19 protein-coding genes are annotated in these 22,011 nt (G+C 62.7%); 18 read left to right on the top strand and 1 reads right to left on the bottom strand.

From position 1 onward, the window contains the following. Window positions 1-181 precede the first annotated feature (181 nt). From gyrA to cysM, 17 genes are all read left to right on the top strand, one after another. Window positions 182-2,806: a DNA gyrase subunit A gene (gene gyrA / locus FNZ07_RS28010; protein WP_091011489.1), complete on the top strand. Its 2,625-nt coding sequence runs from the start codon at window positions 182-184 to the stop codon at window positions 2,804-2,806. Between the two features lie 117 nt (window positions 2,807-2,923). Further along, complete coding sequence (locus FNZ07_RS28005) at window positions 2,924-3,526, top strand: DUF2059 domain-containing protein (protein ID WP_091011649.1); 603 nt, start codon at window positions 2,924-2,926, stop codon at window positions 3,524-3,526. A gap of 155 nt (window positions 3,527-3,681) precedes the next feature. Next, window positions 3,682-4,764: a 3-phosphoserine/phosphohydroxythreonine transaminase gene (gene serC / locus FNZ07_RS28000; RefSeq protein WP_091011490.1), complete on the top strand. Its 1,083-nt coding sequence runs from the start codon at window positions 3,682-3,684 to the stop codon at window positions 4,762-4,764. Between the two features lie 46 nt (window positions 4,765-4,810). Continuing rightward, window positions 4,811-5,893: a prephenate dehydratase gene (pheA, locus tag FNZ07_RS27995; RefSeq protein ID WP_091011491.1), complete on the top strand. Its 1,083-nt coding sequence runs from the start codon at window positions 4,811-4,813 to the stop codon at window positions 5,891-5,893. A 61-nt stretch (window positions 5,894-5,954) separates the two neighbouring features. After that, on the top strand, window positions 5,955-7,067 hold the full coding sequence (hisC, locus tag FNZ07_RS27990) for a histidinol-phosphate transaminase (RefSeq protein ID WP_091011492.1): 1,113 nt from the start codon (window positions 5,955-5,957) through the stop codon (window positions 7,065-7,067). A gap of 66 nt (window positions 7,068-7,133) precedes the next feature. Beyond that, the gene (locus FNZ07_RS27985) at window positions 7,134-8,063 is read left to right on the top strand and encodes a prephenate dehydrogenase (RefSeq protein WP_091011493.1); all 930 of its coding nucleotides are present in this window, start codon (window positions 7,134-7,136) and stop codon (window positions 8,061-8,063) included. Between the two features lie 11 nt (window positions 8,064-8,074). Next, window positions 8,075-9,379, top strand: a complete 1,305-nt coding sequence (gene aroA / locus FNZ07_RS27980; protein ID WP_091011494.1) for a 3-phosphoshikimate 1-carboxyvinyltransferase — start codon at window positions 8,075-8,077, stop codon at window positions 9,377-9,379. Window positions 9,380-9,422: 43 nt separating this feature from the next. Continuing rightward, window positions 9,423-10,109, top strand: a complete 687-nt coding sequence (cmk, locus tag FNZ07_RS27975; RefSeq protein ID WP_091011495.1) for a (d)CMP kinase — start codon at window positions 9,423-9,425, stop codon at window positions 10,107-10,109. Between the two features lie 165 nt (window positions 10,110-10,274). Then, window positions 10,275-11,990 (top strand): 30S ribosomal protein S1, encoded by a 1,716-nt coding sequence (gene rpsA / locus FNZ07_RS27970; RefSeq protein WP_091011496.1) that lies wholly within the window; start codon window positions 10,275-10,277, stop codon window positions 11,988-11,990. A gap of 133 nt (window positions 11,991-12,123) precedes the next feature. After that, the gene (locus FNZ07_RS27965; protein ID WP_091011497.1) at window positions 12,124-12,447 is read left to right on the top strand and encodes an integration host factor subunit beta; all 324 of its coding nucleotides are present in this window, start codon (window positions 12,124-12,126) and stop codon (window positions 12,445-12,447) included. A gap of 286 nt (window positions 12,448-12,733) precedes the next feature. After that, window positions 12,734-13,027 (top strand): LapA family protein, encoded by a 294-nt coding sequence (locus tag FNZ07_RS27960; RefSeq protein WP_091011498.1) that lies wholly within the window; start codon window positions 12,734-12,736, stop codon window positions 13,025-13,027. Between the two features lie 61 nt (window positions 13,028-13,088). After that, the gene (lapB, locus tag FNZ07_RS27955) at window positions 13,089-14,264 is read left to right on the top strand and encodes a lipopolysaccharide assembly protein LapB (protein ID WP_091011499.1); all 1,176 of its coding nucleotides are present in this window, start codon (window positions 13,089-13,091) and stop codon (window positions 14,262-14,264) included. A 105-nt stretch (window positions 14,265-14,369) separates the two neighbouring features. Next, window positions 14,370-15,764 carry a UDP-glucose dehydrogenase family protein gene (locus FNZ07_RS27950; protein WP_091011500.1) on the top strand — a complete coding sequence of 465 codons (1,395 nt, stop codon included), beginning with the start codon at window positions 14,370-14,372 and terminating at the stop codon, window positions 15,762-15,764. After that, window positions 15,739-16,719, top strand: a complete 981-nt coding sequence (gene rfaE1 / locus FNZ07_RS27945) for a D-glycero-beta-D-manno-heptose-7-phosphate kinase (RefSeq protein ID WP_091011501.1) — start codon at window positions 15,739-15,741, stop codon at window positions 16,717-16,719. The genes FNZ07_RS27950 and rfaE1 overlap by 26 nt, the downstream gene beginning before the upstream one ends. A gap of 88 nt (window positions 16,720-16,807) precedes the next feature. Continuing rightward, the gene (gene rfaD, locus FNZ07_RS27940; RefSeq protein WP_091011502.1) at window positions 16,808-17,800 is read left to right on the top strand and encodes an ADP-glyceromanno-heptose 6-epimerase; all 993 of its coding nucleotides are present in this window, start codon (window positions 16,808-16,810) and stop codon (window positions 17,798-17,800) included. 77 nt (window positions 17,801-17,877) lie between these two features. Beyond that, window positions 17,878-18,228 carry a ComEA family DNA-binding protein gene (locus tag FNZ07_RS27935; RefSeq protein ID WP_091011503.1) on the top strand — a complete coding sequence of 117 codons (351 nt, stop codon included), beginning with the start codon at window positions 17,878-17,880 and terminating at the stop codon, window positions 18,226-18,228. Window positions 18,229-18,533: 305 nt separating this feature from the next. Beyond that, window positions 18,534-19,436 (top strand): cysteine synthase CysM, encoded by a 903-nt coding sequence (cysM, locus tag FNZ07_RS27930; RefSeq protein ID WP_091011504.1) that lies wholly within the window; start codon window positions 18,534-18,536, stop codon window positions 19,434-19,436. Window positions 19,437-19,540: 104 nt separating this feature from the next. On the opposite strand, the gene mltB is transcribed toward cysM, so the two are convergent. Further along, on the bottom strand, window positions 19,541-20,842 hold the full coding sequence (mltB, locus tag FNZ07_RS27925; RefSeq protein WP_091011505.1) for a lytic murein transglycosylase B: 1,302 nt from the start codon (window positions 20,840-20,842) through the stop codon (window positions 19,541-19,543). 223 nt (window positions 20,843-21,065) lie between these two features. Here mltB and FNZ07_RS27920 point away from each other — a divergent pair, with 223 nt between their 5' ends. Next, the gene (locus tag FNZ07_RS27920) at window positions 21,066-21,989 is read left to right on the top strand and encodes a histone deacetylase family protein (RefSeq protein WP_091011506.1); all 924 of its coding nucleotides are present in this window, start codon (window positions 21,066-21,068) and stop codon (window positions 21,987-21,989) included. Window positions 21,990-22,011 lie beyond the last annotated feature (22 nt).

The following is a 22,011-nucleotide window of genomic DNA, read 5'->3' as shown; positions in this document are numbered from 1 at the left end:
CCCGCTCTCACGCGCTGCAGAAGCCCTCAGGCGGCTTCGTTCGTCGTTCCTCTAATAGGTATACGCAGGTCCTCGGTCGTGGACGTCGCGCATGCTAGAATCGCGTGATGCGCTGCGCCTGCGGCGCTGACGCGTAAGGCGCGGCATCTTCGCCGTTTGCGCACGAAAAAGACACGGATAAATGGATCAATTCGCCAAAGAGACTCTGCCAATCTCCCTAGAGGAGGAAATGCGCCGCTCCTATCTCGACTACGCGATGAGCGTGATCGTGGGGCGAGCACTCCCCGATGTCCGCGATGGCCTGAAGCCGGTGCACCGGCGCGTGCTGTACGCGATGCATGAGCTTAACAACGACTGGAACCGGGCGTACAAGAAGTCCGCACGTATTGTCGGCGACGTGATCGGTAAATATCACCCGCACGGCGACACGGCCGTCTACGACACGATTGTCCGGATGGCGCAGCCTTTCTCGTTGCGCTACATGCTGGTCGACGGGCAAGGCAATTTCGGGTCGGTCGACGGCGACAATGCCGCAGCCATGCGCTACACCGAAATCCGCATGGCGAAGATCGGCCACGAACTGCTGGCCGACATCGACAAGGAAACGGTCGATTTCCAGCCGAACTACGACGGCAGCGAAAACGAACCGGCCATCATGCCGGCGCGGATTCCCAATCTGCTGATCAATGGTTCGTCCGGTATCGCGGTCGGGATGGCAACCAACATTCCGCCGCACAACCTCAATGAGGTTGTCGATGGGTGTCAGCATCTGCTGAAAAACCCGCACGCCACCATCGACGAACTGATCGAAATCATCCCCGCACCCGATTTCCCGACCGCCGGCATCATCTACGGCATCGCCGGCGTGCGCGACGGTTACCGCACCGGGCGCGGGCGCGTCGTCATGCGCGCGACCACGCACTTCGAGGAAATCGACCGCGGCCAGCGGATGGCGATCATCGTCGACGAACTGCCGTACCAGGTGAACAAGCGTTCGCTGCAGGAGCGCATGGCCGAGCTCGTCAACGAAAAGAAGATCGAGGGCATTTCCGACATCCGCGACGAATCCGACAAGAGCGGCATGCGTCTCGTGATCGAGTTGAAGCGCGGCGAAGTGCCCGAGGTCGTGCTTAACAATCTGTATAAGGCGACCCAGCTGCAGGACACGTTCGGCATGAACATGGTCGCGCTGGTCGACAATCAGCCGAAGCTGCTGAACCTGAAGGAAATGCTTGAGCATTTCCTGTCGCATCGCCGCGAGGTGCTGACGCGGCGCACTGTATACGAACTGCGCAAGGCACGCGAACGCGGCCACGTGCTCGAAGGTCTGGCCGTCGCGCTGGCCAACATCGACGAGTTCATCGCGATCATCAAGGCTGCTCCGACGCCGCCTATCGCGAAGCAGGAGTTGATGGCGCGCCCGTGGGATTCGTCGCTCGTGCGCGACATGCTGGCGCGCGCCGAGACCGAGAATGCAACGGTCGGCGGCGGCGCGGCCTACCGGCCGGAAGGTCTGAACCCGGCGTTCGGGATGCAGGGCGACGGCCTCTACCGTCTGTCCGACACCCAGGCGCAGGAAATCCTGCAGATGCGTCTGCAACGCCTGACCGGTCTCGAGCAGGACAAGATCATCGGCGAGTACCGCGAAGTGATGGCGCAAATTGCCGACCTGCTCGACATCCTGGCTCGTCCGGAGCGCATTACGGCGATCATCGTCGACGAACTCACGGCTATCAAGGCCGAATTCGGCGACGCACGCCGCTCGAAGATCGAGTTCAACGCAACCGAACTGAACACCGAAGATCTGATCACGCCGCAGGAAATGGTCGTGACGATGTCGCATGCCGGCTACGTGAAGTCGCAGCCGCTGTCCGAATACCGTGCGCAAAAACGCGGCGGACGCGGCAAGCAGGCAACCTCGATGAAGGAAGACGACTGGATCGATACGCTGTTCATCGCGAACACGCACGACCACATCCTGTGCTTCTCGAACCGCGGCCGCGTCTACTGGGTCAAGGTCTACGAAGTGCCGCAGGGTTCGCGCAACTCGCGCGGCCGTCCGATCGTCAATATGTTCCCGCTGCAGGACGGCGAGAAGATCACGGTCGTACTGCCGGTCAAGGAATTCTCGGCGGACAAGTTCGTCTTTATGGCGACGGCGTTAGGAACGGTAAAAAAGACGCCGCTAGAAGCCTTTAGCCGGCCGCTGCGCAAGGGTATTATTGCGGTCGGTCTCGACGATGGCGATTACCTGATCGGTGCCGCAATCACCGACGGCGAACACGACGTGATGCTGTTCTCCGATTCGGGCAAGGCGGTGCGTTTCGATGAGAACGATGTGCGGCCGATGGGACGCGAAGCGCGCGGCGTGCGCGGCATGCAACTCGACGACGGGCAGAACGTCATCGCGTTGCTGGTTGCGGGCGACGAGCAGCAGTCGGTGCTGACGGCAACCGAGAACGGTTACGGCAAACGCACGCCGATCATCGAGTACACCCGTCACGGGCGCGGCACGAAGGGGATGATTGCGATCCAGACGTCGGAGCGCAACGGCAAGGTGGTAGCCGCAACGCTCGTCGACCAGGAAGCGCAGATCATGCTGATCACCACCACGGGCGTGCTGATTCGTACGCGCGTATCGGAGATTCGCGAGATGGGCCGTGCAACGCAAGGTGTTACACTCATCAGCCTTGACGAGGGTACGAAGCTTTCAGGTCTCCAACAGGTCGCGGAAGCCGATGCCGAAGGCGATGCCGACGGTCCCGCCGAAAACGGCGAGGCCGATGAAGAAGGTGGTGTTGCCTGAGTAGTACCGGCGCGCTTCTCGCCACTGGGTGAATAGCCGCAAGGACACATGAGCGCATCGGGCCGATGCGCTGTCCAGGCGGCGCGCAGTTCGACTAATTTCTCTTAGGGAGTAATGATGCAAAAACGATTCAAACAGTTGATGGTGCTCGCAGCTTTCCTGCCGACTCTCGCGATGGCGCAAGCGCTGCAGCAGGCGCCGGCTACGGCACCCGCAGCTGCGGCAGCTCCGGTCGACCCGGCCAAGCAGGCTGCGATCAAGGATCTGCTCGACGCAATCGATGCGCAGAAGCTGGTCGGTGCGATCGGCAACAGCGCACAGATGCAAGCGAAGCAACTGGTTCCGGCCATCCTGTCGGACGCCCTGTCGGAAAACAAGACGCTGACGGACAAGCAGAAGCAGGCTTCCGTGCCGACGCTGCAAAAGAACGCCGTGCCGAAGCTGGTTGACGGTGCAGGCCAGGTCTTCGCAACCGATTCGTTCCGTCAGGACGCGATGCAGGCTCAGTACGACGCGTACGCGAAGTACTACAGCACGTCGGAAATCAAGGATCTGACGACGTTCTACAAGAGCCCGACGGGCCGCAAGTTCATCCAGGTGCAAGACCAGGTGGGCCGCGACGTGGTGAACGGTCTGATGCAGAAGTACATGCCGGAATCGATCAAGGCAACGCGTGACCAGGCCGACAAGGAAGTCGCGGCCGTCAAGCCGGCTAAGTAAGCCAGTCGAACCGGCTGCACCGGCAAGCACCGCCAGACGTCGCGCCGCAAGGCGCCTTCGGTTGGCGGGTTGCCAGTGACAGTGCGATAATGGCCGTTTGCGCACAGGCGCAAACGGCCATTATTTTTTCGGGTTTCTCACGCGGGGTTTTTACGATGCGCGTCTTCAATTTCTCCGCCGGACCTGCGGCTTTGCCCGAAGAGGTACTGCGTCAGGCCGCTGCCGAAATGCTCGACTGGCAAGGCAGCGGTATGAGCGTGATGGAGATGAGCCATCGCGGGAAAGAGTTCTCGTCGATTCACGAAGCGGCGCTGCTCGATCTGCGCGAACTGCTCCACGTACCCGCAAGCCACCATATTCTGTTCCTGCAAGGCGGCGGTCTGGGCGAGAACGCGATCGTACCGATGAACCTGATGGGCGCGAAGCCGCGCGCGGATTTCGTCGTGACGGGATCGTGGTCGCAGAAATCGCTGAAGGAAGCGCAGAAATACGGCGCGGTGCATCTGGCGGCAAGCGGCGAGACGTCGGCGGGATTCACGCGCGCGCCTGCCCGTTCCGAATGGCAACTGTCCGACGACCCGGCGTACGTCCATCTGTGCACGAACGAAACGATCCACGGCGTGGAGACGTTCGACATTCCGGATCTCGGCGACATTCCGCTCGTCGCCGATGCGTCGTCGCACATCCTGTCGCGTCCGATGGACATAGCTAAATTCGGTGTGCTGTTCGGCGGGGCGCAGAAGAATATCGGCATGGCCGGTGTGACGGTCGTGATCGTGCGCGAAGACATGCTCGATCGCGCGCTGTCTATTTGCCCGTCGGCGTTCGAATGGAAGACGGTCGCCGCGAACAATTCGATGTACAACACGCCGCCCACCTACGCGATCTACATCGCGGGGCTCGTGTTCAAGTGGTTACAGAAGCAGGGCGGCCTGCCTGCGATCGAAGCGCGCAATCTCGAGAAGTCGACACTGCTGTACGACACGATCGATGCGAGCAGCTTCTATCTGAACAAGGTCGAGCGCGGCTCGCGGTCGCGGATGAACGTTCCGTTCTTCCTCGCCGACGAAGCGCGTAACGAAGATTTCCTGGCCGGCGCGAAAGCGCGCGGGCTGGTGCAGCTGAAGGGCCACAAGTCCGTCGGCGGCATGCGGGCGTCGATTTACAACGCGGTGCCGCTCGAAGGCGTCAAAGCGCTCGTCGAGTACATGAAGGAATTCGAACAGCGCGAGGCCTGATTCCCGGCGCGCGCGCCACTCTTTCAGCTAACGGCCGGTTTTACGCATGGACGACGAACTTAATTTACGACTCAAACCGCTGCGCGAGCGCATCGATGCCCTCGATGCGCAGCTCATCGCGCTTCTCAACCAGCGTGCGGCGGTCGCGCTCGAAGTCGGCGAGGTGAAGAAGCATTTCAACGCGCCGGTGTTTCGCCCGGAGCGCGAGCAGCAGGTCATCGCGCGTTTGCAGGACATGAGCGCGGGGCCGCTGGCCGGCGAACACATCAGCGCCATCTGGCGCGAGATCATGGCCGCGAGCCGCGCGCTCGAACAGACGGTTCGCGCCGCCTATCTCGGACCGATCGGCACCTATAGCGAAGAGGCGATGCACGAGTACTTCGGCCAGTCGATCGAAGGGCTGCCGTGTCCGTCCATCGACGAAGTGTTCCGTTCCGTCGAAGCCGGCGCCGCGGAATTCGGCGTCGTGCCGGTCGAGAACTCGACCGAAGGCGCGGTGTCGCGCACGCTCGATCTGTTGCTGCAATCGCAGTTGCTGATCGGCGGCGAACTTGCGCTGCCGATCCACCACAACCTGCTGACGGCGAGCGGCGACCTGACAGGCGTGACGCGTGTCTGCGCCCACGCGCAGGCACTCGCGCAATGCCAGCGCTGGCTGTCTACGCATGCGCCGCATCTCGAGCGCGAGGCCGTGTCGAGCAACGCTGAAGCGGCGCGTCTGGCAGCGGCCGATCCGACGGTCGCGGCGATCGCCGGCGATCGCGCGGCGACGCATTATGGTTTGCAGGTGGCATACGCACTGATCCAGGACGATCCGCACAATCGCACCCGCTTCCTGATGATCGGCAAGGAGCCCGCGGGTGTGAGCGGCAATGACCGGACCTCGCTGATCTTCTCGGTGAAGAACGAGCCTGGTGCGGTGTTCCGGCTGCTCGAACCGCTCGCCCGCCACGGCGTGTCGATGACGCGTTTCGAGTCGCGGCCCGCGCGCGTCGACAAGTGGGAGTATTACTTCTACATCGACGTCGAAGGTCATCGCAACGATGCGGCTGTGGCTGCGGCGCTTGCCGAGCTCGAGCAGAAGGCCGCCTTCGTCAAGATACTCGGCTCGTATCCGCGCGCCCGCTGACGCTGGCTTGCCGGCTTGCTGCTGCGAATTCAACACATCAAATGTCGTTTTGGAGATACTCATGACTACGCCTTTCGGTCCTTCCTATGTGCGCGCCATCGCGCCTTATGTCGCCGGCAAACCGATCTCGGAAGTCGCGCGTGAATTCGGTCTCGACGAGGCGAGCATCGTGAAGCTCGCCTCGAACGAGAATCCGCTCGGCATGCCCGAGTCGGCGCAGCAGGCGATGACGAAGGCCGCGGGCGAGCTGGGTCGTTATCCGGATGCCAACGCGTTCGAACTGAAGGCCGCGCTGAGCGCGCACTACGATGTGCCCGCCGAATGGATCACGCTCGGCAACGGCAGCAACGACATCCTCGAACTCGCCGCGCACTCGTTTGTCGAGAAAACCCAGTCGATCGTCTACGCGCAGTATTCGTTTGCGGTTTATGCGCTCGCTACGCAAGGGCTCGGCGCACGCGCGATCGTCGTGCCGGCCGTGAAGTACGGTCACGATCTCGACGCGATGCTCGCCGCCATCGACGACGACACACGGCTCGTGTTCGTCGCGAATCCGAACAATCCGACCGGCACGTTCCTCGAAGGCGCGCAGATCGAAGCGTTTCTCGACAAGGTGCCGCGCCATGTCGCGGTGGTGCTCGATGAGGCTTACACCGAATACCTGCCGGCAGAAAAGCGTTATGACGCGATTGCGTGGGTGCGTCGCTATCCGAACCTGCTCGTGTCGCGCACGTTCTCGAAGGCGTTCGGCCTTGCCGGTCTGCGAGTCGGTTTCGCGATCGCGCAGCCCGAGCTGACCGATCTGATGAACCGTCTGCGTCAACCGTTCAACGTCAATACGCTTGCGCAGGCTGCGGCGATTGCTGCGTTGAACGACAACGCGTTCCTCGCGAAGAGTGCGGAACTCAACGCGCAGGGCTATCGTCGACTGACCGAAGCGTTTGACCGGCTCGGCCTCGAATATGTGCCGTCGTCGGGCAACTTCGTGCTGGTGCGCGTGGGCACCGACGATGCAGCCGGCAACCGCGTCAATCTCGCGCTGCTCAAGCAAGGCGTGATTGTGCGGCCGGTTGGCGGTTACGGTTTGCCGCAGTGGCTGCGCATCACGATCGGTCTGCCCGCAGAAAACGACGCGTTCATCGCCGCGCTCGAAAAGACGCTCGCGACCGCCTGAGCGGTTTGCGCCGACTATCCCTGTGCCCGGCCCGATGACGGCCGGGACGCTTTTTCCCGGTTCGCTGTGGCCGCATTCTCTTTCAACAAGCTGGTGATTTTCGGTGTCGGCCTGATCGGCGGATCGCTTGCGCGCGCGTTGCGCGAGCGTGATGGTGTGAGCGGCGCGCGTACCGTGGTCGGGGTGGGGCGTTCGGCGGCGTCGACGGCGCGGGCGCTCGAACTCGGCGTGATCGACGCAGCCGCCACGTTCGACGATCCGGTCGCATTGCGCGCAGCGCTGGCGGGCGCGGATATCGTGTTGCTTGCTGCGCCGGTTGCGCAGACGCAACCGCTGCTCGAACGCATAGCACCGCTTCTCGACGCTGCAACCATCGTCACCGATGCCGGCAGCACGAAGTCCGACGTCGTCGCGGCGGCGCGCGCGGCACTCGGTTCGCGGGTCGCGCAGTTCGTGCCCGGGCACCCGATTGCCGGTCGCGAGTCGAGCGGCGTCGATGCGGCGCTCGCCGATCTATATGTCGATCGCAATGTCGTGCTGTGCGCGCTGCCGGAGAATGCGCCGCGCGACGTCGAGCGAGTGGCTGCGATGTGGCGCGCCAGCGGCGCAGCGGTACACGAGATGTCGCCGGAGCAGCACGATCGTGTGCTCGCGTCGGTGAGCCATCTGCCGCACGTGCTGTCGTTTGCGCTGGTCGAGCAGATTCTCGGCTCACCGGATGCAGCGCTGAAATTTTCCTTTGCGGCTGGTGGCTTTCGCGATTTCACGCGGATTGCCGCGTCGAGCCCGGAGATGTGGCGCGACATCTGCGTCGCCAACCGCGCGGCGCTGCTCGACGAGCTCGACGACTACACGGCTGTGCTGGCACGGCTACGTGCCGCGATCGAGGCGGGCGACGGCGCGGCGCTCGAAGCCGTGTTCGCCCGCTCGCGCGAGGCGCGCAGCGGCTGGCAGGCCGGTGGCAGCAAGACCGGCACCGACGACGCGTCGAAATAACAGGACATACCATGGACTACCTCGATCTCGGACCCTACTCCCGTGCGTCGGGCACGGTGCGCCTGCCTGGTTCGAAGAGCATTTCGAATCGCGTGCTGCTGCTCGCCGCGCTCGCCGAAGGCGAGACGACGATTACCAACCTGCTCGATTCCGACGACACCCGCGTGATGCTCGCGGCGCTCGAACAACTCGGCGTGAAGTTGATTCGCAACGGCGATACCTGCACGGTCACCGGTACACGCGGCGCGTTTACGGCGCAGAGCGCCGATCTGTTCCTCGGTAACGCGGGTACGGCGGTGCGTCCGCTCACAGCGGCGCTCGCGGTGAACGGCGGTGAGTATCGCGTGCACGGCGTGCCGCGTATGCACGAGCGGCCGATCGGCGATCTGGTCGACGGGCTGCGGCAGATCGGCGCGAAGATCGATTACGAAGCGAACGAAGGGTATCCGCCGCTGCGCATTCACGCGGCGCAGATTGCCGTCGACGCGCCGATCCGTGTGCGCGGCGATGTATCGAGCCAGTTCCTGACCGCACTGCTGATGACCCTGCCGCTCGTGCGCTCCGCGAGCGGCGTGACGGTCGTCGAAGTAGAGGGCGAGCTGATCTCGAAGCCCTATATCGACATTACGATCAAGCTGATGGCGCGCTTTGGCATTCACGTCGAGCGCGACGGCTGGCAGCGCTTCACGGTGCCGGCCGGCCGGCGCTATCGGGCGCCGGGACGCATCATGGTCGAAGGCGATGCGTCGTCGGCCTCGTACTTTCTGGCGGCAGGTGCGCTGGGCGGCGGACCGTTGCGGGTGGAAGGCGTTGGGCGCGCGAGTATCCAGGGCGACGTCGGCTTTGCCGACGCACTCAACCAGATGGGCGCCAATGTATCGATGGGTGAGGACTGGATCGAGGTGCGCGGTATCGGCCACGATCACGGCAAGCTCGCGCCAATCGACATGGACTTCAACCTGATCCCGGATGCCGCTATGACGATTGCGGTGGCTGCGCTGTTCGCCGACGGCACCTCGACGCTGCGCAATATCGGCAGCTGGCGCGTCAAGGAAACCGACCGGATTGCCGCGATGGCGACTGAATTGCGCAAGGTCGGCGCGACGATCGAGGAGGGCGCCGACTATCTGGTCGTCACACCGCCCGCGCGCCTCACGCCCAACGCCGCCATCGATACCTACGACGATCACCGCATGGCGATGTGCTTCTCGCTGGTGAGCCTCGGCGGCGTGCCGGTGCGTATCAACGACCCGAAGTGCGTTGGCAAAACCTTCCCCGACTATTTCGAGCGCTTTGCCGCGCTCGCGAAGCCCTGACACCGATTCCCACTCCGGTTTACCCCGACGAGCGACTTTTCCGATGAAACCGACCCGTCCTTTTCACCAGACGCCCGTCATTACGATCGATGGCCCGACTGCCTCCGGTAAGGGCACCGTAGCCGCGCTGGTTGCCGCCCAGCTGGGTTTCCACCTGCTCGACAGCGGTGCGCTCTACCGGCTTACCGCGCTGGCCAGCGCACGCTATCAGGTTGCCACCGACGACGCCGACGCACTGGCCAGGCTGGTTGGCGACCTGCGCATCACGTTTCGCGAGGGGCTGGCGCAGCTCGACGGCGTGGATGTATCGAGCGAAATCCGTGCCGAGGAAATCGGCAAACGGGCCTCGGCGATTGCCGTTCACACACCGGTGCGGGCCGCGCTGGTGGCGCGTCAGCGGGCTTTTCGCAAGGAACCGGGGCTGGTCGCCGACGGCCGCGATATGGGGACGGTGATCTTCCAGGATGCGGCGCTAAAGGTGTTTTTGACCGCAAGCGCCGAGGCTCGTGCGGCGCGACGGCATAAGCAATTGATCCAAAAAGGTTTTTCTGCTAATATAGATGACTTGCTCCGGGATTTGCGTGAACGCGACGCGCGCGATAGTCAGCGCACGGCCGCGCCGCTCAAGCCCGCAGCAGATGCAAAGCTGCTCGATACTTCAGCTCTGTCAGTCGACCAGGCGGTCGGCCAGGTGGTGCAGTGGTATCAGGCGCTAACGCCGCATGCATGACGCGCGCAAGAGCGTGCGAGCGGCAAGGTAGGTGCTTCGCGAGCGTCGCGAAGCGTGAATTCAACCCTTTAACCCCGCGTGGGATTCGCTTTAATCACAGCGACTGAAGTCTTGCCGCTGTACGGCCATCCAGGCCGCGCGAAAACCAGGCAAATTCCGATTTTTATGTCCGACCTGCAAACCTCCACCCCGAATACCGAATCTTTTGCGGCTCTGTTCGAAGAGTCGCTGACCAAGCAGGACATGCGCGCTGGCGAAGTGATCTCCGCCGAAGTCGTGCGCGTCGACCACAACTTCGTGGTCGTCAATGCTGGTCTCAAGTCCGAAGCCTACATCCCGCTGGAAGAATTCCTGAACGACGCGGGTGAAGTGGAAGTGCAGGCGGGCGACTTCGTTTCCGTCGCGATCGACGCGCTCGAAAACGGCTACGGCGACACGATCCTGTCGCGCGACAAGGCGAAGCGTCTCGCTTCGTGGCTGTCGCTGGAAAAAGCCCTCGACAACAACGAACTCGTGACCGGCACGATCACGGGCAAGGTCAAGGGCGGCATGACCGTGATGGTCAACGGCATCCGCGCATTCCTGCCGGGTTCGCTCGTCGACACGCGTCCGGTCAAGGACACGACCCCGTACGAAGGCAAGACCCTCGAATTCCGCGTCATCAAGCTCGACCGCAAGCGTAACAACGTCGTGCTGTCGCGCCGTGCCGTGATCGAAGCTACGCAAGGCGAAGAGCGCGCGAAGCTGCTCGAAACGCTGAAGGAAGGCGCGATCGTGGAAGGCGTGGTCAAGAACATCACCGACTACGGCGCGTTCGTGGACCTCGGCGGTATCGACGGTCTGCTGCACATCACCGACATCGCATGGCGTCGTGTGCGTCACCCGAGCGAAGTGCTGTCGGTTGGCCAGGAAGTCACCGCGAAGATCCTCAAGTTCGATCAAGAGAAGAACCGCGTTTCGCTGGGTATCAAGCAACTCGGCGACGATCCGTGGGAAGGCATTTCCCGCCGTTACCCGTCGGGCACGCGCCTGTTCGGCAAGGTCACCAACATCACCGACTACGGCGCATTCGTCGAAGTGGAATCGGGCATCGAAGGCCTGGTTCACGTGTCGGAAATGGACTGGACGAACAAGAACGTTGCACCGTCGAAGGTTGTGCAGCTCGGCGACGAAGTCGAAGTCATGGTTCTCGAAATCGACGAAGACCGCCGCCGTATCAGCCTCGGCATGAAGCAATGCAAGCCGAACCCGTGGGACGACTTCAGCCGTAACTTCAAGAAGGGCGACAAGCTGCAGGGCGCGATCAAGTCGATCACCGACTTCGGCGTGTTCATCGGCCTGCCTGGCGGCATCGACGGTCTGGTCCACCTCTCCGACCTGTCCTGGAGCGAAACCGGCGAAGAAGCCGTGCGCAAGTACAAGAAGGGCGACGAAGTGGAAGCGATCGTGCTCGGCATCGACGTCGAGAAAGAACGCATTTCGCTGGGCATCAAGCAGCTCGAAGGCGACCCGTTCAGCAACTTCGTTGCAATGAACGACAAGGGTTCGATCGTCGACGGCGTGGTCAAGACGGTAGATGCGAAGGGTGCAGTGGTCACGCTGTCGACGGAAGTCGAAGGCTACCTGCGCGCTTCGGAAATCGCTCAAGACCGCGTGGAAGATGCGCGCAACGTGCTGAAGGAAGGCGACAAGGTCAACGCGATGATCATCAACATCGATCGCAAGTCGCGTGGCATCAACCTGTCGGTCAAGGCTAAAGATTCGGCTGAGCAACAGGAAGCGATCCGCGGCCTGGCTTCGTCGGATTCCAACGCGGCAGCAACCGGCACGACGAACCTCGGCGCGCTGCTGAAGGCCAAGCTCGACGGCCAGAACCAGTAAGCCTGAAGAACGCCCCCAACCCTGGCGCCTCGCGCGCCAGGCCCCCTGAAGAGGGGCTGTCCCCCACGGGGACTTCCTGCGGTGTACAAAACCTGGGGGCGGTCAGGCGTTTTCTTTAGGGGTCTGCTGCAGTATGACCAAATCGGAATTGGTCGCCCAGCTGGCTACGCGATTCCCGCAACTTGTTCTCAAGGACGCGGATTTCGCGGTGAAGACGATGCTTGATGCAATGTCCGAGGCGCTTGCCAAAGGCCATCGCATCGAAATTCGTGGCTTCGGCAGCTTCGGCCTTAACCGCCGTCCTTCCCGTGTCGGACGCAATCCGAAATCGGGCGAAAAAGTGCTGGTACCTGAGAAGTTCGTACCGCATTTCAAGCCTGGCAAGGAGTTGCGCGAGCGCGTCGACCGACGTGCGGGCGAACCGCTGAAAGATGAAGGGCCGGACGACGATCTGTGAGTTTCGTTGCCTGCAATGAAACTGTAGCGGCCGCCAGGGGCGGATGCCACAGATGCCAGACGGCAAAAAGACCAGAAAAAAGCGCCTGCGGGCGCTTTTTTTTCGCCTGTACGGCGCGCGACACCGAACCATGGCCGATCGATGCAAGCGCGGACCGTCCAGGCGGGTTCTGTCCAGCGGCGAGAGGCTTCAATTACAATACGGGTCACTTCGGCGCGGGCAGCACCGTGGCGCGATGCGTCATCAGGCCGGCGTCATCCCGCAATCGCCGTCAAGAGATCTACTCATGAAATTTATCGTCTGGTTGATCCGCGTACTGGTGTTCGTGCTGCTGCTGGTGCTCGCACTATCCAATACGCAAACCGTCACGTTGAATTTCCTGGCTGGCTACCAATGGCAGGCGCCGTTGATCCTGATCGGCCTCGCGTTCTTCGTCGTGGGCCTGCTGGCTGGCCTCGTATCGTCGTTGCCGGCGCTGTTCCGGTTACGGCTCGAGAACGGCCGCCTGAAGCGCGATCTGCGCGTCGCGCGCGAAACACCGGTGGTCGTCGAACAACCGCCGCTGCCGCCGTTGATGTGAGTTTCCTCATGCCGCGCGCCCCGTGTGCGCGGCTTTTGTTTTCGCCTTCACTACCATTCGCATGGATCTAGACTACTGGTGGCTACTCGTTATACCGGTCGCCTTCGCGCTCGGCTGGATGGCCGCGCGTTACGACCTGAAGACGCTGTTGTCCGAGAGCGCCAATCTGCCGCGGTCCTATTTCCGCGGCTTGAATTTTCTGCTGAACGAACAACCCGATCAGGCGATCGATGCGTTCATCGAAGTCGTGAAGCTCGATCCCGAAACCATCGAACTGCACTTCGCGCTCGGCAATCTGTTTCGCCGGCGCGGTGAAACCGACCGCGCGATCCGCGTGCATCAAAACCTGCTGAGCCGCGCCGACCTGCCGGTCAAGGAGCGCGACCACGCGCTCTTCGAACTCGGCCAGGATTTTCTGAAGGCCGGTCTGCTCGATCGCGCCGAGGAAACTTTCCGTTCGCTGCAAACGGGCGACCATGCGCTGGGCGCGCAGCGTTCGCTGATGACGATCTACGAGATCGAAAAAGACTGGAACAAATCGATCGACACCGCACGCCGGCTCGAAACGATGGGCGCGGCGTCGCTCGAGAAAGAAGTGGCGCAGTTCCACTGCGAACTCGCGCAGGAAGCGCTGCAACAGCAGAAGCCCGACGAGGCACGCCGGCAGATTACCCTCGCACTGAAAGCCAACCCGCAGAACGTCCGCGCAACGATACTCTCCGGTGACGTAGCCGCAGCAGCGGGCGAGCAGAAAACTGCGATCGCTCAGTGGCGCAAGGTCGAGGAGCAGAATCCGGCCTACCTGCCGCTCGTGGCCGAAAAGCTGATGAAGGCGTATGCGGCGCTCGGCCAGCAGGAAGAGGGTGCCAATCTGCTCACGACATGGGTGGATCGCTATCCGACCAACGATCTGCTGGATGTCGCGTATCAGCACGTCGCGGCACTGCGCGGACCCGACGCGGCGCATGCGCTGGCCCGCACGCAGATGCAGAAATCGCCGACGCTCGCGGGCATGACGCGCCTGCTCGAAGCGCAGCAGGCAACCGCGGAAGAACCGCGGCGCAGCGAACTGGATCTGATGCGCACGTTGATCAAACAGCGGACCAAGAATCTGCCGCGCTACACGTGCCAGAATTGCGGTTTTCGGGCACGGCTTTTTTATTGGCAATGCCCGGGCTGTAGCGGTTGGGAAACCTATGCGCCGCGTCGTATCGAACCGATGGCAGCGGCGAGCTGATCACGACAACGCCGGGTGCGTGCGAGGATCGCCGCGCCCGTGCAGTAGCGAAACGGCTGAATCATTCACCGGAAACCCACACCGGAACCACCTACCGGAACGCGTATGAAAATCACCATCATCGGTACGGGCTATGTCGGGCTCGTCACAGGCGCGTGCCTGGCCGAAATCGGCAACGACGTCTTCTGCGTCGACGTCGATCCGCGCAAGATCGGCATCCTGAACGGCGGCGGCGTGCCGATTCACGAGCCTGGCCTGAAGGAAATCATCGCGCGCACGCGGGCGGCCGGACGCATCGAGTTCGCCACCGATATCCAGGCGAGCGTCGAACACGGCGACGTGCAGTTCATCGCGGTCGGTACACCGCCCGATGAAGACGGTTCTGCAGACCTGCAATACGTACTCGAAGCGGCGCGCAACATCGGCCGCTACATGAACAGCTACAAGGTGATCGTCGACAAGTCGACGGTGCCGGTCGGTACCGCCGAACGCGTGCGTGCCGTCGTCGCAGAAGAACTGGCAAAGCGCGGTCTCGCGGATAGCCCGCAGCATCGTTTCTCGGTGGTATCGAATCCCGAGTTCCTGAAGGAAGGCGCCGCCGTCGACGACTTCATGCGGCCCGATCGCATCGTGCTCGGCATCGACGACGATGCGGCCGGCCAGATCGCGCGCGAAAAGATGAAGCGCCTGTATGCGCCGTTCAACCGCAATCACGAGCGCACGTTGTACATGGACGTGCGTTCCGCCGAATTCACGAAGTACGCGGCCAACGCGATGCTTGCCACACGCATCTCGTTCATGAACGAGATGGCGAATCTCGCGGATCGCGTCGGCGCCGATATCGAAGCCGTGCGTCGCGGCATCGGCTCCGACCCGCGCATCGGTTACCACTTCCTGTATGCGGGCGTCGGCTACGGCGGCTCGTGCTTCCCGAAGGACGTGCAGGCGCTGATCCGCACCGCGAGCGAGAGCGGTCACAACCTGCGCATTCTCGAAGCCGTCGAGGACGTGAATCAGGCGCAGAAGGAAATCCTCGTGCGCAAGATTACCGGCGCGCTCGGCGACGATCTGACGGGCCGCACGTTCGCAGTCTGGGGGCTCGCGTTCAAGCCGAACACCGACGACATGCGCGAAGCGCCGAGTCGACGGTTGATCGCGGAACTGCTCACGCGCGGTGCGACCGTACGTGCTTACGATCCGGTCGCGCTCGACGAAGCACGTCGCGTCTTTGCAATGGATCTCGATGGCGAGCCAGAACAACGCGCGCGCCTGCACTTCGTGAACACCCAGGACGAAACCTTGACCGGCGCCGACGCACTCGTCATCGTCACCGAATGGAAAGAGTTCAAGAGCCCGGACTTCGCGTACCTGAAGTCGGTGCTGAAGTCGCCGCTTATTTTCGATGGCCGCAACCTGTACGAACCGGAAGCGATGACCGAGCTGGGCATCGACTATCACTCGATTGGACGCCCCTATGTACAACCCTCCCACCGTCCCTGAAGCGTCGACGCCGGTGCCCGAACCCCGCGTCGTACCGCGCGAGCAGATCGCGCGTGCGCGCGTGCTCGTCGTGGGCGACGTCATGCTCGACCGTTACTGGTTCGGCGACGTCAACCGGATCTCGCCGGAAGCGCCGGTGCCGGTCGTGCATGTGCAGAAGCAGGAAGACCGCCTGGGCGGCGCGGCGAACGTCGCGCGCAATGCGGCGGCGCTCGGTGCGCAGGCCGGATTGCTGTGCGTGGTCGGTCACGACGAACCGGGCGAGCGCATCGTGCAGTTGCTCGGCGACAGCGGCGTCACGCCGCATCTCGAACGCGACCCGGCACTGCTCACCACCATCAAGTTACGCGTGCTGTCGCGCCAGCAGCAGTTGCTGCGCGTCGATTTCGAAAATACGCCGGCACACGAAGTGCTGCTGTCCGGTCTCGCGCGCTTCGACGCACTGCTGCCGCAGCACGACGTGATCCTGATGTCCGATTACGCGAAAGGTGGCCTCACGCATGTCACGCGAATGATCGCGAATGCGCGTGCGGCGGGCCGACCGGTGCTGGTCGATCCGAAGGGCGACGACTGGGAACGTTATCGCGGCGCGACGGTGATCACGCCGAACCGCGCGGAGCTGCGCGAAGTGATCGGACAGTGGAAATCGGAAGAGGACTTGCATGCGCGAGTCGCGAAACTGCGCGCGGATCTCGAACTCGATGCGCTGCTGCTCACACGCTCCGAAGAGGGCATGACGCTGTTCGCCGCCGAAGGCATCCTGCACGCTTCGGCGGTAGCACGCGAAGTGTATGATGTGTCGGGTGCCGGCGACACCGTGATCGCCACGCTCGCCGCCATGCTCGGCGCGGGTTTGTCGCTGGTCGAAGCGGTCTCGCTGGCCAATCGCGCAGCGGGCATCGTGGTCGGCAAGCTCGGTACCGCCACCGTCGACTACGACGAACTGTTCCATTGACCCCGCGCCGCGTTTTGCGTCGCGCAGCCATGCGAACGATGCAAGACGCCGCGTAGCAACCGCTACTCTTACTCAACGCAGGACGATCATGACTCTCATCGTCACCGGCGCAGCCGGCTTTATCGGCAGCAATATCGTCAAGGCGCTCAACGAGCGCGGCGAGCAGCGCATCATCGCAGTGGACAACCTGACGCGCGCCGACAAGTTCAAGAACCTCGTCGATTGCGAGATCGACGATTATCTCGACAAGACTGAATTCGTCGAGCGGTTTGCGCGCGGCGACTTCGGCAAGGTGCGTGCGGTGTTCCATGAAGGCGCCTGTTCGGACACGATGGAAACCGACGGCCGCTACATGATGGACAACAACTTCCGTTACAGCCGTGCGGTACTCGATGCGTGTCTCGCGCAGGGCACGCAGTTTCTGTATGCGTCGTCGGCGGCGACTTATGGTGGCTCGGACCGCTTCGTCGAAGATCGCACTGCGGAAGCGCCGCTGAACGTATACGGTTATTCGAAGTTTTTGTTCGATCAGGTGATTCGCCGTGTGTTGCCGCAGGCGAAGAGCCAGATTGCCGGCTTCCGCTATTTCAACGTGTACGGTCCGCGCGAAACGCACAAGGGCCGCATGGCGTCGGTGGCGTTTCACAACTTCAACCAGTTCCGCGCCGAAGGCAAGGTCAAGCTGTTCGGCGAATACAACGGTTACGGCGCGGGCGAACAGACGCGCGACTTTGTCTCCGTCGAAGACGTGACGAAGGTGAACCTGTTCTTCTTCGATCATCCGGACAAGTCGGGCATTTTCAACCTCGGTACTGGACGCGCGCAGCCGTTCAACGACATCGCCACGACGGTCGTCAACACGCTGCGCGCGCTAAAAGACGAACCGGCGCTGTCGCTCGCCGAGCAGGTTCAGCGCGGACTGATCGAATACATACCGTTTCCCGATGCGCTGCGCGGCAAGTATCAGTGCTTCACGCAAGCCGATCCGACCAAGCTGCGCGCAGCCGGCTACGATGCGCCGTTCCTGACGGTGCAGGAAGGTGTCGATCGCTACGTGCGTTGGCTGTTCGGCCAGCTATAAATCCCTCCGGCAGCTTCTTAAACTGGACTCTCCTGGTCGGCGATCGGCGCCGACCGGTTGCATCAAGGAGAGTCCAGATGTTCCGAAAAACCATCATTACGGCGGCGATGCTCGCTGCGTTCGGCCACGCGTATGCGGCCGTCGACGTCAATACCGCGAACGAGGACGCATTGCGCGGAATCAGGGGCATTGGCGCGTCGAAGGCGAAAGCGATTCTCGAAGAGCGTACCGCGCACGGTCCGTTCAAGGACGCGAGCGATCTCGGCAAACGCGTCAAGGGCATGGGCGGGCATACCGTCGAGCGCCTGCAGGCGGAGGGTCTCGCTATCGGTCCGGCTGGCGCTGCTGCTGGTACACAGGCTGCGGCAAAGGCCGCGCCCGCAAACCCCGGCGTGAAAAACGGTGCGGCGACGGTGGCGAAGAAATAGCCGCGTGCGGTGAGGGCGGCTTCCGCCGCCTTGCGAGGTTTCTTTTCGGGTGCGTGCCAGGTGATTGCTTCCGTCGGCTCATTCCTTCAGGTCGCTCCTTCAGCCGTCTTCTGATGACTGGCTCCCGCGGCGATATTTGCCGCGGTTTTTTGCGTTTCAGCAGCGATGGCGCGAGGCGGGCGCAATGTCTTGTACCTGTGGTCATTTCAGGCAGTTGCCCGCGTGACGACGAGGGACGGACAGCGAGGCCGGGCACAGTGGTTTAGAATCGGCGGATTATCGATCGTCCGGCAAAGCAAACGCACATGGCTTACAAAACAATTGAAGACACGATCGGCAATACGCCGCTCGTTCAACTCGTCCGCCTGCCGGACGACGAAATCCGCAGCCGCAATAACGTGATTCTCGGCAAACTCGAGGGGAACAACCCAGCCGGTTCGGTGAAGGATCGTCCGGCGCTGTCGATGATCAGCAAGGCCGAAGCGCGCGGACGCATCAAACCCGGCGATACGCTGATCGAAGCGACGAGCGGTAATACCGGCATCGGGCTGGCAATGGCCGCGGCGATCCGGGGCTACAAAATGGTGCTGCTCCTGCCGGAAGACCTGTCGCTCGAACGGCGCCAGAGCATGGCCGCCTACGGCGCGCAGATCGTACTCACGCCGGTGACGGGCGGTATGGAATACGCACGCGATCTCGCCGAGCAGATGCAGCGCGACGGCAAGGGCGTGATCCTCGATCAGTTCGCGAATCCCGACAATCCGCTTGCGCACTACGAAACGACGGGCCCGGAAATCTGGCGCGATACCGAAGGACGCATCACGCATTTCGTGTCAGCGATGGGTACGACCGGCACGATCATGGGCGTCTCGCAGTATCTGAAGGAACAGAGCCAGGCGGTGGAGATTATCGGTGCGCAGCCGGAAGAGGGTTCGCGCATTCCCGGCATCCGCAAATGGCCCGAAGCCTATCTGCCGAAAATCTTCGATCGCACCCGTATCGATCGTACCGAGAACGTCAGCCAGGCCGCGTCCGAGGCGATGGCGCGGCGACTGGCATCGGTGGAGGGGATTTTCTGCGGGATCTCGTCGGCGGGTGCCTGCGAGGTGGCGCTGCGGATTGCGCGTCAGGTCGAGAATGCGACCATCGTGTTTATCGTTTGCGATCGCGGGGACCGGTATCTGTCGACGGGTGTATTTCCGGCCTGAGATTCTCGCGGTGGTGTGCCAGCAAAAAGCGCCGGTTTTGAAGCCGGCGCTTTGCGTTTCACGCTGCGGAGCGTAGCGCGTCGCGCTATCCAGCGCACCGCATCCTACTGATTCGTCGAATTCGAGCCCGGGCTTACTTCAGGACTAATCCCCGGATTCAACGGGGGGATCGGTTGAGCGTTCGGCACCTGATCGCCCGGCGTCGCATCGTCGGTTGCTTCCATCTGCGCCTTGATGCGCTGACCGAGCTGATACACCGCGAGCGCATAGAAGAAGCTGCGGTTATAGCGCGTCAACACATAGAAGTTCTTCAGGCCGAGTTCGTATTCGGTCGGCCGTCCTGGGGACGGCAAATCGATCACCGTGACCGGCGTACCCGCTTCGGCTGCGATGTCGAGGTTCGGCTCGTTCAGCAGCATGCCGGCGCGCAGCAACTGGGAGAGCGGCCAGCGAGGCTCCGGCTGACCATCCGCGGCCGCTTGCGCGATGCCGAGGCTGCCCGGGTCGCTGGTAATTTTCCACACCACCGGCCGGCCGTTTTCCCAGCCGTTCTGCTTCAGATAGTTCGCCACGCTGCCGATCGCATCGGCCTGGCTCGTGCGCAGGTCGATCTGCTTGTTGCCGTCATAGTTGACTGCGTACTGCACGATGCTGCTCGGCAGAAACTGCGGAATACCGATGGCACCCGTGTAGGAGCCGAGCACGGTAGTCGGATCGATCTGCGAATCGCGTGTCCACACCAGGTAGTCTTCGAGGTTCTTGCGGAACGTCGCCTGGCGGTCGGCGCGATTCGGTGTGCCCGGGTAATCGAAGGTCAGCGTCGTGAGCGCGTCGAGCACACGGAAGTTGCCCATGAAGCGCCCATAAATCGTCTCGACACCGATAATGCCGACGATCACCTCCGGCGGCACGCCGAATTCGTCAGATGCGCGCTGCAGCGTCGCCTGGTTGTTGCGCCAGAAACGCACGCCTGCGTTGATGCGGATCTGATCGAGAAAGCGCGCCTGGTACACACGCCAGTTCTTGATCGACGGCGACGGTGCGGGCGTGACGAGTTTCACCGCGGTCGCCGAATAGCTGACGCGCGCGAACAGCGCGTGCAGCATGGACGGATCGAAGTCGTAGCGCGCAACCATGTCGTTGATGAACGCTTCGACGTCCGCGTTGTTCGCGTAGCGCTGCGGAACGATCTCTTCTTCGAATGTCTGTCCTTGTTGCACCGTCGCTTGAGGCTGGCTTTGCGCGAGCAGCGCCGGCTTCGGACTCACGGTCTGCGCACTCGCCGCACGGCTGCCGGCGAACCCGCATGCAGCGACCAGCGCGATAACAAGCGCTGTTGTGCCGAACCGGTTCGATGCGTGCGTGGACGTGGATGTCGAGGCGGGCAAAGCAGACGTAACGGTCATAGGGGACGGGGTGGGCAGAGGCGGAAAAGGACCGGGCCAGTATACCCGACGACATCCGCCGCGCCGGTGCCTGTGGCGGCCGCAGAACAAAAGCGCATAACCCGCGCGCGGCTGAGAGCGATGTGCCGTCGTGTGGTAACTTGGCGCTAATTGCGCGCATTCCCGCTGCGCGCCCAGACGGAGACATGCCGTGCACGCGTTGCGTCGCGCGGCTCGACGATTCATGGCCACAGGCTTCTATTCCCACACCGACTGTCTGAAGCACGAGATGGGGCAATGGCATCCCGAATGCCCCGGGCGCCTGCAGGCAATCGAAGATCAACTGATCGCGAGTCGCATCGATGCGCTGATCGAACGCGATACGGCGCCGCCCGCCGACGAAGCCGCACTGCTGCGCGTACATACCCAGGCGCATATCGACTACATCCGTAGCCGCGCGCCGTCCGAAGGCTACGCGGAGATCGATCCCGACACGTCGATGAATCCGCATTCGTGGCAGGCCGCCTTGCGCGCTGCCGGCGCAGCAATCGCCGCGACCGATGCGGTGATCGAAGGTCGCTACGACAATGCTTTCTGCAGCGTGCGCCCGCCGGGTCACCATGCAGAGCCCGCACGCGCGATGGGCTTCTGCTTCTTCAACAACGTGGCGATCGCGGCGCGTCATGCGCTCGAAGTGCACGGCCTCGCGCGTGTCGCGGTCGTCGATTTCGACGTGCATCACGGCAACGGCACGGAAGCTGCGTTTTCCGGCGACTCGCGCGTGCTGATGTGCAGCTTTTTTCAGCATCCGTTCTATCCGTTCAGCGGCGCGGACAACCAGGCGCCGAACATGGTGAACGTGCCAATGCCGGCGCGCTCGAAAGGCATGGATGTGCGCGAGGTCGTCGACCTGTTGTGGCTGCCGCGGCTACACGCGTTCAAGCCGGAGATGATCTTCGTGTCGGCGGGTTTCGATGCGCATCGCGAAGACGACCTCGGCAACATGGGGCTCGTCGAAGACGACTACGCCTGGCTGACCGGACAGATTCGCGAGGTCGCGGATCGTTATGCGCAAGGCCGGATCGTCAGCTGTCTTGAAGGCGGCTATAACCTCTCGGCGCTGGGTCGCAGCGTCGTGGCGCACGTGCGAGCGCTGGCGGGAATCTAGAGGCCCCCCAGTCACACTGCAG

This window comes from Paraburkholderia megapolitana, assembly GCF_007556815.1.
Classification (GTDB): domain Bacteria; phylum Pseudomonadota; class Gammaproteobacteria; order Burkholderiales; family Burkholderiaceae; genus Paraburkholderia; species Paraburkholderia megapolitana.
This window is presented reverse-complemented; position numbering and strand designations above follow the sequence as displayed.